Annotated in this window: 7 protein-coding genes and 1 pseudogene; 3 read left to right on the plus strand and 5 right to left on the minus strand. The window is 56.6% G+C overall.

Annotation, left to right across the window (positions count from 1 at the left end; all coding sequences use genetic code 11):
• Positions 1–11: 11 nt before the first annotated feature.
• A complete protein-coding gene (locus tag AURMO_RS07670) occupies positions 12–827 on the minus strand; it encodes an acetoacetate decarboxylase family protein (RefSeq protein WP_110234603.1) in 816 nt (271 codons plus the stop codon).
• Positions 828–994: 167 nt separating this feature from the next.
• Here AURMO_RS07670 and AURMO_RS07675 point away from each other — a divergent pair, with 167 nt between their 5' ends.
• Entirely contained in the window at positions 995–2,503 is a 1,509-nt protein-coding gene (locus AURMO_RS07675; RefSeq protein ID WP_239406820.1) for an APC family permease, read from the plus strand.
• A 66-nt stretch (positions 2,504–2,569) separates the two neighbouring features.
• Here the strand turns inward: AURMO_RS07675 and AURMO_RS07680 are convergent, their stop codons facing one another.
• Genes AURMO_RS07680 through AURMO_RS07690 form a run of 3 tightly spaced genes read right to left on the minus strand, consistent with a single transcriptional unit; the run spans position 2,570 to position 6,655 of the window.
• A complete protein-coding gene (locus AURMO_RS07680) occupies positions 2,570–4,222 on the minus strand; it encodes a FumA C-terminus/TtdB family hydratase beta subunit (protein WP_239406890.1) in 1,653 nt (550 codons plus the stop codon).
• A gap of 21 nt (positions 4,223–4,243) precedes the next feature.
• A complete protein-coding gene (locus AURMO_RS07685) occupies positions 4,244–5,209 on the minus strand; it encodes a quinone oxidoreductase family protein (RefSeq protein WP_110234606.1) in 966 nt (321 codons plus the stop codon).
• A 39-nt stretch (positions 5,210–5,248) separates the two neighbouring features.
• Positions 5,249–6,655, minus strand: a complete 1,407-nt coding sequence (locus AURMO_RS07690) for a pyridoxal phosphate-dependent decarboxylase family protein (RefSeq protein ID WP_110234607.1) — start codon at positions 6,653–6,655, stop codon at positions 5,249–5,251.
• 149 nt (positions 6,656–6,804) lie between these two features.
• Here AURMO_RS07690 and AURMO_RS07695 point away from each other — a divergent pair, with 149 nt between their 5' ends.
• Together AURMO_RS07695 and AURMO_RS07700 are read left to right on the plus strand one after the other, a co-directional pair.
• Positions 6,805–8,607 (plus strand): ABC transporter ATP-binding protein, encoded by a 1,803-nt coding sequence (locus AURMO_RS07695; protein WP_110234922.1) that lies wholly within the window; start codon positions 6,805–6,807, stop codon positions 8,605–8,607.
• Positions 8,604–10,421: an ABC transporter ATP-binding protein gene (locus tag AURMO_RS07700; protein WP_110234608.1), complete on the plus strand. Its 1,818-nt coding sequence runs from the start codon at positions 8,604–8,606 to the stop codon at positions 10,419–10,421. The genes AURMO_RS07695 and AURMO_RS07700 overlap by 4 nt, the downstream gene beginning before the upstream one ends.
• Before the next feature lie 332 nt (positions 10,422–10,753).
• Here the strand turns inward: AURMO_RS07700 and AURMO_RS07705 are convergent.
• A pseudogene (locus AURMO_RS07705) lies at positions 10,754–12,451 on the minus strand (amidase); the annotation flags it as partial.
• Positions 12,452–12,554 lie beyond the last annotated feature (103 nt).

Genomic DNA, 12,554 nt, shown 5'->3' on the forward strand with positions numbered 1-12,554 from the left:
GAGAGGGAAAGTTAGATGCTGGGGTTTGAACCTAGGTCGGCGACGAGGGTTCCCCCGTTGAAGGTTGTGCCAACCTCACGGAAGTAGCCACCCAGGATTTTCTCAACAGGCAAGATTGAGCCCAGCTCGTCCCACTGCGAATCTCCGAGAGTCAACTCTGCGGTTCCGCCCCAGGCCTGACCGAGGTCAAGGTCAACGCCACCCATTGTGATGAGTTGGTCAAGAGAGTTACCAGCACCTGGGGTGATCGATGGAACCCAGCGGTTGTGAAGCATCTTGTGACCGTTGACGAAACCGTTGCTTTCGACGGGACCGGTGAGGGTCACCTTTGCTGAAGCGAGACGGTGGTCATAAGCGGCCAGGCTTGCACCGAACTTGGCGCCTGCTTCGAGGGTGGGGGTTGCCTTACCTCGGTTGTAGACGCGAGTGGAATGCATGGATCCTAGCTTCTTGGGGTAGCCCTGGAACCAGCCACGAGCCATAGCGAAGTCCTTGGTTACCCAGATGGCCACGCAGCGACTGTAGGTGACGCCTTCGTACTTGCAGCGGACAACCACGAAGGTTTCCATGTACTGCGAGCGATCGGGATCGAGAAGTTCTTCGAAGTCGTCAGAGCAGGACTGCCAGTCAGCCCAAATCAGTGCCACAGCACCGGGCTCTTCGTCGGCAAGCTCGAGTTCGGGAGGAAGAATGGCGCGCACGTTGGCAGGATCGGTCAGGTACTCGACAGTGAGTAGCGTTCCGGAGTAGTGCCACGGCATCTCGGGAATGATGGCGCTCTTCCCGGTTGGGGTCTTGGGCGCAAGAAAACCTTTGAGTTCAGTCATAGGACAAGATTATATGGTCATTCGTATCCAAACAAACATATTTTCGAAACATAACGTTTAGGCGAAAATGCACTGTTTGGCTTGACGTCGACCTTATTTATTGGGAAAGTTAGAAAATCGTTTCTATCCGAACGATTATGGATATGAACTCAATGAGGAGATCAATGATGTCAACCGCGCAAACGGCTGAAGACACCTCCCTAAAGAAGGGACGTCTTGGCGTCCTGGGAATCGTCTTCTTCGTCGTCGCAGCTTCCGCGCCCCTCGTGGGCATGACAGGTGCTGTTCCTGTCGCCATGCTCGCCGGTAACGGCGCAGCCGCCCCAGGCGCTTACCTCGCCGTGGGCATCGTCCTGCTCTTGTTCAGCGTTGGTTACACCGCCATGGCGCACAAGGTCACCAACACTGGTGCTTTCTTCGCTTACGTCGGCCGTGGCCTCGGCATCAAAGCCGGTGTTGCGTCCGCATTCATCTCCATCGTGGGATATGTCACCATTCAGCTGGCCATCTACGGTTTCTTCGGTGCGATTCTTTCCGGCCAGATGGCTGCCCTCGGACTTGAACTGCCATGGTATGTCTGGAGCATCCTTGCATGGGCTCTTGTGACCGCATTGTCACTTCTGAGTGTTGATGTCGGAGCCAAGGTTCTCGGCACCCTCATGATTCTGGAACTTCTTTCGCTCATCATCACTGCCATTGCAATCCTTGCTAACGGCGGTCCTGAGGGCTGGAACATTGGTGCATCTTTCGCTCCTGACCAGATCTTCGCAGGTGGCTTCGGCGGCGGTGCAGGTATCGCTATTGCTTTCGCTTTCGCTTCCTTCATTGGTTTTGAAGCAACTGCTATCTACGGCGAAGAATCCGTCGACCCTAAGAAGACCGTTCGTCGCGCAACCTACTGGGCTATCGGAATCATCACTGCACTCTTCGCAGTGGTGTCTTTCGCCATGGTTACCGGCATGGGCGCTAACGCAATCTTCGACCAGGTCATTGAGCGTTCATCCATCGAGGGTGTGCCACTGGCTGACCCCGCAGCTGTTCTGTTCTCACTGACAGACCAGTACGTCGGCGGCTGGATGGTTACCATCATGAGCTGGCTCGTTGTCTCGAGCCTGTTCGCTGGTTTGCTCGCATTCCAGAACGCAACTGCTCGTTACTTCTTCGCTATGGGTCGCGGTGGCATCTTGTCAGAGCGCTTCGCTCACGTGAACAAGGCGGGTGCTCCTCGTGCAGGTGTCATCCTCACCTCGATCATTGCTCTCGTTGTCATCGTGATCTTCGCAGTGGCTCAGCTTGACCCCGTACTCAACCTGTTCTTCTGGATGTCGGCCATCACCGCCATCTCGATCATCTTGGTTGAAATCTTGGTCAGCGTTGCGGTCATCGCTTACTTCGCTAAGAACAGCGGTGCGAATGCATGGCAGGGCAAGATTGCTCCTGCCCTGGCAGCAATTGGTCTCGTACTCGGTGAGTACCTGCTGATGAGCCGCTTCAACCTGCTGGCTGGAACTGTTGCCGACGGCGTGGACCCATCGCTTCCTGAAAGCGCATGGGCACTGAGCCCCCTCGGCTGGTTCCTGGTGCTGCTGCCCTTCATCGCTGGAATCATCGGCTTCATTGTCGCTGCAGTCCAGGGTAAGGAAAAGGCTGCACTGACCGAGGACATTCTGTCCTAACCAGTACACAAAACTGGGGCGCTCATCTGCATAAGATGGGCGCCCCTTTTGTGTGTCTGGAAGCTACTAGGCCGTGCGGGTGGGGCCCAGCAGAATGGGCTTCTTTTGATCCATCGTGAAGAAGTCATTGCCCTTGTCATCGACAACAACGAAGGCAGGGAAGTTCTCCACCTCGATCTTGTAGACAGCTTCCATACCCAGCTCGGGGTAGTCAATGATCTCCATCGAGCGAATGCTGTCTTGAGCCAGGCGAGCAGCAGGGCCACCCACAGAACCGAGGTAGAAGCCGCCATAGGTGCCACAGGCCTTGGTCACCACCGAGGAGCGGTTTCCCTTGGCCAACATGACCATGGAGCCACCAGCCTTCTGGAACTCCTCCACATAGCTGTCCATACGACCAGCGGTGGTGGGTCCGAAGGAACCCGTAGGTAGACCTTCGGGGGTCTTTGCCGGACCTGCATAGTAGATGGGGTGATCCTTGGCGTAGTCGGGCAACCCTTCACCCCGCTCCAGGCGTTCACGCATGCGTGCGTGAGCAATATCACGGGCCACCACAATGGTTCCGGTCAACATCACACGCGTGCCAATAGAGCAGGCGGAGAGCTCCTTGAGGATCTCCTCCATCGGCTGGTTCAAGTTGATGGGAACACCTGGTGAAGCCTGCTCGATTTCCTCAAGACCTGTTTCAGGAATGAAGCGTGCTGGGTCATGTTCAAGCTCTTCAATGAAGACACCCTCAGAGTTGATGGTGGCCAGGAGCTGACGGTCAGCCGAGCAGGAAACAGCAATGGCAATCGGCAGCGAAGCGCCGTGGCGAGGAAGACGAATAACACGAACGTCGTGGCAGAAGTACTTACCGCCGAACTGCGCACCAAAACCAATGGTTTTGGTCAGTTCGAAGACCTTCTGTTCGAACTCGAGGTCACGGAATCCCTGACCCTCCTTGCCACCTTCGGTGGGAAGCGAGTCGAGATAGTGGGTGGAGGCTAACTTAGCTGTCTTCACTGCGTAGTCAGCCGAGGTTCCACCAATGACAACGGCCAAGTGATACGGGGGGCATGCTGCGGTTCCCAGGCTGGCGATCTTCTCGCGCAGGAACTCCAACAGACGGGTCTCTTCCAGAACAGCCTTGGTCTCTTGGTAGAGGAAGGTCTTGTTCGCACTACCACCACCCTTGGCCATGAAGAGAAATTCATAGCTGTCGCCCTTGGTCAGTGAGATATCCACTTCAGCAGGCAGGTTGGTGCCGGTGTTGACTTCTTCCCACATCGAGGTGGGAGACATCTGCGAGTAGCGCAGGTTGAGGTCGTGGTACGCCTTGGCAATACCGTTCGTGATGTATTCAGCATCACGACCATCGGTCAGAATGCGGTGACCGCGCTTGGCCATGACCAGTGCCGTGCCAGTGTCTTGACACATGGGCAGCACACCACCGGAAGCCACGTTAGCGTTCTTGAGTAGGTCTAGGGCCACGTACTTGTCATTGCCCGATGCTTCAGGGTCTTCCAAGATTTTGCGCAGCTGGGCGAGGTGTGCTGGGCGCAGGTAGTAGTTGATTTCCTTATAGGCGGTGTAGGCCAAGAGCTCGAGTGCCTCAGGAGAGACCGAAGTGAAGGTGTGCTCACCGAGGGTGACCGATTCAACGCCTTCGTCACTGAGCAGAGTCCTGTCGTAGTCCGTGGACTGGCGGTGCAGGATCTGGTATTCGCCCTTGTTCATCATTGCCTTATTTCTGTTAACTCAAGGAAGTAATAAAAGTTTGCCGGTGGTTTTGCGCCCAGCCAAGTTGTCTTGAGCCTGTGCAGCCTCTGCCAACGGGTAGGTGCCACCAATGCGCACGTCAAGTTTCCCCGCAACCACGGCTTCTGTGAGCTCGCCCCAGCGCCAATTGCGCTCTTCGGCCGTTAACAAGTAATTCCACAGTGTGGGTCGAGTAATAAACAGCGAACCGCCGGAATTCAGGCGCTGCAGATCGAATTCCGGAACAGGACCAGACGCTGCCCCGAAGAGCACCATGGTCCCACGGATAGCCAGAGACATGAGTGAGCGATCAAAGGTGGCCTGGCCAACACCGTCATAGACCACATCAACACCGCGTCCATTGGTGAGCTCACGAACCCGAACATCAAAGCCCTCATAGTCCAGCACCTCGTCTGCACCAGCAGCACGAGCAAGCTCTGCCTTGTGTTCATCGGAGACGGTGGTGAACACACGAGCACCGCGCAGCTTGGCCAGTTGTATCAGCAGCAGGCCAACACCACCGGCTCCGGCATGAACCAGGGCAGTGTGCTCAGGTCCCAGCGGGAAGGTCGAAGATGCCAGATAGTGCGCGGTCATGCCCTGCAAGGGAAGAGCAGCCGCAGTGAGGTCATCCATGCCTGCGGGAATATGCAGTGCCTTCTCCGCAGGAACGAGAGCGAACTCTGCATAGGTCGAGATGCCGTCAGTGAAGACAATGCGCTGACCAACCTCCAGGTTGGTTACACCTTCGCCGAGAGCTTCGATTGTTCCCATGCCTTCAGCACCCAAGATGTGGGGAAGCGGGATGGAGTAGATGCCCTTGCGCTGGTAGATCTCAATGAAGTTCACACCGGTCGCACGCATACGCACAAGCACCTGTCCGGGACCCGCAACAGGGGCTTCAACCTCGGTGTAGTTCAGGACTGAAGAGTCACCGAACTCGGAGACAACAATGGCTTTACTCATAGTCTCAAGTCTGTCACTGCCAGAACGAATACTTCTGCCTCAGCGCTTGTTGCCCAGGTCCTCGATGACCTCGAAGAGGACATCGACGTCACTGAGCTCAGTGCGGAAGTTGGTGAAGCAGGGACGCAACCACGTCTCGCCATCGATCACAGCGGGCGAGAGGAAGACTCGGCCGTCCTTCTCTATGGCAGAACACAGCGCTGCGTTGTGCTTGCTGATCTGTTCGGGGTCGGTCATGCCGTGAGGAATGTGTTGCAAGGGAACGATGGAAAGTTGCGGACGGTGATGCAGAACACGGAAAGACGCATTCACGCTGGCACGTGAATAGGTTTCCTGAGCCAGCTCAATGTTCTTCGTGATGGCAGAGCGGAACTCTGATGCACCATGAGCCTTGAAGCCAAGCCACAGTTTGAGTGCACGTAGCGGACGCGAATACTCCAGCGTCACATCAACGGGGTTGGGCTCTTCACCCTCGTGCGGCATGTAGGCCTCGTTGTGGCCAAAGGTTGCTGCCAAGGCTGCGTAATCCTTGACCAGCACAATCGAACAGGCCTTCGGCACAAACAACCATTTGTGTGCATCGATAGTGACCGAGTCAGCCAACTCAATGCCATCAAAGAGGTCACGAGCAACATCCGTACCCGCAGCAGGAGCACCATAGGCACCATCGACGTGCATCCAGATGTTGTAAGTCTGGGCAATGCGGGCAATCTCGCGCAGAGGATCAATCGCGCCAGTCAAGGTGGTTCCTGCACTGGCAATGATGCACATCGGCTTCACACCAGCAGCCATATCTGCCCTGATCTGCTCTTCCAGAGCAGCAGGGACCATGCGGTGTTGCTCATCAATCGCAATAGATCGCACCGCACGGGTGCCCAGGCCCAACAGTTCCACAGCGCGCTTGTTGGAGTAGTGGGCTTCGCTGGAAACATAGACCGCCATGGGGCCGGTGTTACCCATCTCACGAGACTCAGGAACAGCACGATGACGAGCTGCGGCGAGCGCAGTGATGTTACTCACCGTTCCCCCGGAGGTGAAGAGTCCCCGAGCATTGGGGAAACCAATGAACTCCCCTAACCACTTACTGGTTTGCACTTCAAGGGTGGAAGCGGCACGGGCATCAACAGCCAAGTTGATGTCATAGGAGGCAGCCAGGAAGTCTGCCACGGCTCCAATTTCGAGGCCGCTGGAGCCGATATAGGCCAGGAAGCGGGGGCGCGATTGTGCCAGCGACTGATCGAGGACATCTACAGCCTGACCTAGAGCGTCTGTGTGAATCATGCCCTGTTCGGGCAGGGTCTCTGCCAACAACGCCGCGGTGGCGGCGGTGAGTTCTGGCTCACTCTCACGTGCTTTATCGAAACCTTCCCAGACCTGCGTCACGGTGTCGAAGGTTGCCTGGAGAACATCACGACGTTCATCGCCTAAGCGGAGATTGTGATTCATGTCTTTAGGATACAAACGGGCCCCACTCCCTCACAGGGTCGAGTCGACGAGTATGTCCCGCCTACTGGACGTTCCCCTCACGTGAGGAATAACTGTGCCACTTCCCGAGTTGGTACATTGAGAGGTCGAAGCACAGGAGCAGCGTGGCAATTACCCAGCAGCAGAGCGGTCAGCTGAGCACATTCAGCAGCCTGCGTCGGGTGTACCCATTCGTGCAAGGCGCCCTGCCCCTCCTCTTTGTCGGCATCTTCGTTTCTCTAGCTGCCGTAGCCACCGCATTGACCATTCCCTTCGCCCTGCGCTGGCTCGTGGACAACCCACTGAGCACGGGCGACGTGGCACAAATTGTGCCTGGTGTCGCTGTGATCTTCGGCCTGGGTATGGCCGAAGTGATCTTCATCTATCTGCGCCGCTGGATCACCTTAGCTCCCGGCGTTCACCTCGAGGGCAAGATGCGCAATGCCATCTATGTCCACCTGCAAAAGCTTCCGGTTTCTTTCCATGACAAGTGGCAAAGCGGCCAGCTGCTCTCACGCGCCATGGGTGACATTAGCACCGTGCGCAGATGGATTTCCTTCGCCTTGGTGCAGCTCGTCACGAGCACCATCATGCTCGTGGCGGGCTTCACCCTCCTCTTTGCTTTCAATGCTGTGCTGGGCGCCATCTTCCTAATCTGCTCACTCCCCCTGATCATCATCAGCTTGCGTTTCCAGCGCACTTTCACCACGTTGGCCAGGAACTCTCAAGACCAGCAGGGTGATTTAGCCACGTCCATTGAAGAGTCGGTTCACGGCATCCGCGTGCTGAAGTCTTTTGGTCGAGCCGGTGAAGCTCTCGAAGAATTCCTCGAGCAGGCCAATATCTTGCGCGGCACCGAACTTGCCAAGGGCAAGGCCAATGGCCAGATGTGGTTCTGGATGCTACTGATTCCCGACCTGGGATTTGCCATCACGTTGCTCATCGGCATCATCGAAGCTGAGCAAGGCATTGTCTCGGTGGGAACTCTCATCGCGTTCTTTGCCACGGCAGCCCTGCTCAAGGGACCGATGCAGTCCATTGCACCCATGCTTTCAATTTCTATTGAGGCAGCCAGCTCGCTGAACCGCTTCCACGAAGTGATGGACACCCCCATCGAGATCCTCGAAGTGCGGGATGCGAAAGATGTTCCAGCTGGTCCAGGTGAACTCGTCTTTGACGATGTGCACTTCCGTTACGAAGATTCCCCCGCACATGTTCCTGATCTGCTGGATGGAGTCAACCTGACGATAAAGCCAGGTGAAACCATGGCACTGGTGGGCCTGACCGGATGCGGCAAGACAAGCCTCACCGCCCTGACCACCAGACTCTTTGATGTCACCGGCGGTCGCATTCTGATTGATGGTGCGGACATCAGAGACGTGGGCATTGAAAGCCTGCGCACCCGCGTGGCCATGGCCTTTGAAGATGCCACATTGTTCTCCATATCCGTGCGAGACAACGTCTTGCTGGGCCGTGAAGATCTCACCAACACCGAGAACCCTGTGCTCCTAGCCGAGGGTGAAGCCCTCCTGCAGGAGTCACTCGACATTGCTCAAGCAGACTTTGCCCGAAGTTTGCCCAAGGGAGTCGAAAGCAAGATCGGCGAGGAAGGCCTGAGTCTCTCCGGCGGCCAGCGTCAGCGTTTGGCTTTAGCGAGAGCCATTGCCGTCCAGCCCAGCATCTTGGTGCTGGATGACCCTCTCTCCGCACTTGATGTCACCACCGAGGCTGCTGTCGAGAAGGCACTGCGTGAAGTACTGGGCACCACCACAGCGCTCATTGTGGCGCACCGACCCTCCACAGTGATGCTGGCGGATCGTGTTGCTCTCTTGCATAACGGCAAAATCCTGGACGTAGGCACCCACGCTGAACTTCTCGCGCGCTGCCCCGAATACCGCAACGTGATTGCTTCCCTCGAGGAGGAAAAGCGATGACGATTGCCGGAGTTCGCGGAGTAACCGGTGAAGAACGCTCCGACTTCACGAAACAGGAAGGAAAGCGCCTGCGCCAGCGCTCGCTTTCGTTACTGAAGTCCCTGCTTCACCCTGTGCGGGTGCGTTTGTATTGGACGCTCGTTGTTGTGGTGGTCAGCACGGCAGCGCAGGTTGCCGGGCCCACGCTGTTGGCACTAGGAATTGACCAGGGCTTGTCCCAGGTTGTGCAGAACCACAATTGGTTACCTGCGCAATTGATTGTGAGTGCGTATGTGCTCACCGCGATTGTCAGCTCGACCATGATGGCCGTCTATATGCGCTCTTCTGCGGTGCTGAGCCAAACGGTATTGATTGACCTGCGTGAACGTGTCTTCCAGCACACCCAAAACCTCAGTATGAGCTTCCACGAAAACTACACCTCGGGCCGCGTCATTGCTCGTCAAACCAGTGACATCGAAACCTTGCGTGAACTGCTCGATGGCGGAATCAGCAACCTGTTCCGCGGCATCTTGCTCATGACGTTCACGGCAGGCGCGTTGATTGCACTGGATCCTTCAAGTGCGCTTCCGCTGCTCATTGCTTTGATTCCTGCATTCTTCCTCACCCGCTGGTTCTCCAACACCTCCAAGAAGCAGTTCCGTGAAGCCCGCACCTTCTCGGCACGGTTGATTGTGCAGTTCGTGGAAACCATGACCGGTATCCGTGCCGTGAAAGCATTCCGCCGGGAAGAGCGCAACGAAAAGAGCTACGCCCTCGCCGTCGACGACTACCGGGAAGCAAACCGCAAAGTCATTCGCCTCTTTGGAACCTATGACCCCGGCCTCAAAGTCATTGGTGTCTTCACCCTGGCTGCCGTCTTGATTCTGGGGTCGTTCCGTGTGGCCAACGGCGCTATGGAGGTCGGCGTACTTCTTGCAGCTGTTCTCTACACCCGCCGGTTCTTTGAACCGATGGAAGAACTAGCCATGTTCTATAACTCCTTCCAGAACGCGTCCTCTGCGTTGGAGAAGGTCTCGGGCATGCTCGAAGAGAAGGCCACCGTGGTGGAGCCGCTCAATCCGACTCCTCTGGTTCACCCCAAGGGCAAGCTGGACTTCAACCAGGTTCGATTTGGATATAACGACGAGACCATCGTTCTTCCCCAACTTGATCTCCACATCCCAGCAGGACAGACCATCGCTTTGGTGGGAACCACCGGCGCTGGGAAGTCCACCCTGGCAAAGTTGGTGGCACGTTTTTATGACCCCAGCCAGGGAACCGTCAGCCTGGATGACATCGACCTGCGTGACCTAGCCAACAAGGATCTCCGCCGAGCCATCGTCATGGTGACCCAAGAGTCCTATTTGTTTTCAGGTTCGGTTTCCGACAACATTGGCCTTGGTAAACCTGGAGCAACGCAGGAAGAAATTGAGGCGTCTGCCAAGGCTGTGGGTGCTCATGATTTCATCATGAGATTGCCGGAAGGCTACGACACTGACGTGAACAAGCGCGGTGGTCGTTTGTCCGCAGGACAACGTCAGCTGCTCTCTTTCGCGCGCGCATTCATTGCAGACCCCACCGTGCTGATCTTGGATGAGGCAACTGCATCTCTCGACATCCCAAGCGAGCGACTGGTTCAGCGGGGGCTACAAACCTTGCTCGCTGATCGCACCGCAATCATCATTGCTCACCGACTCTCGACGGTGTCGATTGCTGACCGTGTGCTCGTGATGGAGCATGGCGAAATCATCGAGGACGGTTCCCCTGAGGAACTCATTGCCGGCACCGGCAAGTTTGCCAGTCTGCACTCAGCCTGGCGAGACTCTCTGGCTTAGGCCACGCCACCCACGACGTCGTAGTGGCCAACAACAGTGTTGCCCGACTTAGCTAGGGCAACAATCACGGAGCCATAACCTCCTCGCCATTCCGAGTGCAGGCGAGTGTGCTCAGACTCGGGGACCAACGTCTCGGCGATGAAGCCAGAGGGGGTCACCACACCTGCAATCTGGACACCGTTGACGGTAACCATTACCTCCGCTGCATCTGTGGCCACGTCAACGTGGATGGGTACCATCCCATTGACCGCAGGTGCCATGGAGACGAGGACGTGAAGTTCGGGAGCCTGGCTTACTTGCTCAACATCGCGCGAGACCCAGTGAGTTCCAGCAAGCTCAGGCGTGCGAGGAGCGGCAACGCGGTGGTTACGGTAGTTATCGAAAGCCCAGGCATAAGCCAGGAGGTTGCTGTCGTCATAGCCACGACCTGCGAAGGTCAGTCCGGTTGGCATACCGATGTCACTCATGATTCCCATGGGTGCCGTGACAGTAGGAATGCCCAGGTGGCGTGGAACCAGGTTGCCGTTGGCAACCCAGGTTCCGTTGCGCCAGGCCAGGTCAGCTGAGGCGTCATTGACATCAGCATCAGCAGGGCCCACATCAGCAGAAGCGGGGAAGACAACAGCATCGAGCCCGAGTTCGTCCATCCAGTCTTCGAGGTCAAGCTTGCGTGCCTTCTCAAGCCCTGGAATACCTTCAGCCATATCTGGAATATCCACGAGAGCAGGAACTCCGTCTCGCTTAGCGCGGGCCACATACTCCTCTAACGGAACATCTTCGGGGGCAAAGCGATGCAGGTGGTCGTCGTAACGACCCGGCACCGAACCAGAAGGAACGGGGAAGATCTTGTCTGGGTCGACCTGTGCCAAGGCGTTAAGTGTGGGGTCATTGTTGGCAGCCAAGAAGTCGTGCCAGCCCAACATGGAGAGCTCCCACAGCTCATGCTCAGCAAAGTGTTCAGGCACTAAACCTCGAGCCTTGAGGTTCTTCGCCTCTGGCCCACGGCTTTCGTAGTTGGTCACCACGGGGAAGTCAGTCTCCACAACCTCAGCACCGAGAGCTTCGAGGTCAGCTTTGGCTTGATGCCAGAGCTCCACCACAGAGTCGCGGGTCTCTATGACATCAATGTCATCGAGGACAATGTCGACCGGAGCCTTGTTGATATACATCCGTGGAATAGCAATACGCTTGCCCTCGAGAGCACGAGGGTTTGCAAGAGCAGGATAGGAATCAGGGCGTAGCTCAGAACTCTTCGGGGTCTTCACCCACGGCTGCATGCGCCAGAAGTCTCCACGCACTTCCCAGTCGTCTCCCACGACCTGGTCGAGCACAGCGAGCATGTCATCCATCGTGCGCGTGTGAGGAACCACGACATCCATGGTGGGAACAAGTGGCCAGTTGCCTCGGGTTGAGATCACTCCCCGGGAGGGTGTGTATGCGCAGAGCCCATTGTTATTGGCAGGTGCACGGCCAGAAGACCAGGTCTCTTCACCCAGACCAAAGGCAGCGAAGCTGGCGCCGGTAGCGGTGCCCGAACCGTTTGAAGAACCTGAACCAAACGCAGCGGTCAAGAAATCTGCGTTATACGGGCTTTCCGCGCGGCCATAGAGTCCGCGCTGCATGCCGCCGTTGGCCATCGGTGGCATGTTGGTTAAACCAATAAGAACGGCGCCTGCTTTGCGCAATTGCGCAATGGTGAAGGCGTCATCGGTGGCAATGAGATCCGCAAATGCAGGAGAGCCAGAAGCGACCGTCAACCCCTTGACCTTGTAGCTGTTCTTAGCTGTATAGGGAATACCGTCGAGGTACCCCAGAGACTTTCCCTGAGCACGGCGCTCATCAGCTGCTCGAGCTTCAGCAAAGAGATCGGGATTCAGAATCGGAACAGCGTTGAGCGTGATGCCATGGCGGTCATAGAAGGCAATGCGATTCAGGTAGGCAGCAACAAGCTCAACGCTTGTGATCACGCCAGCATCCAAATCAGCTCGTAGCTGAGCGATGGACTTCTCAACGACGGTGTAGGAGGTCATGCCTTACACATTACCCATTCACGTACTCCTGTAAATCCTCAGGCAAGAGGGGTGGGTTTCTCAGGAAATATAGGCCAGACTGAGCACAGTGACGGCCCGTCTC

Origin of the sequence: Aurantimicrobium photophilum (assembly GCF_003194085.1) — a bacterium.
Classification (GTDB): domain Bacteria; phylum Actinomycetota; class Actinomycetes; order Actinomycetales; family Microbacteriaceae; genus Aurantimicrobium; species Aurantimicrobium photophilum.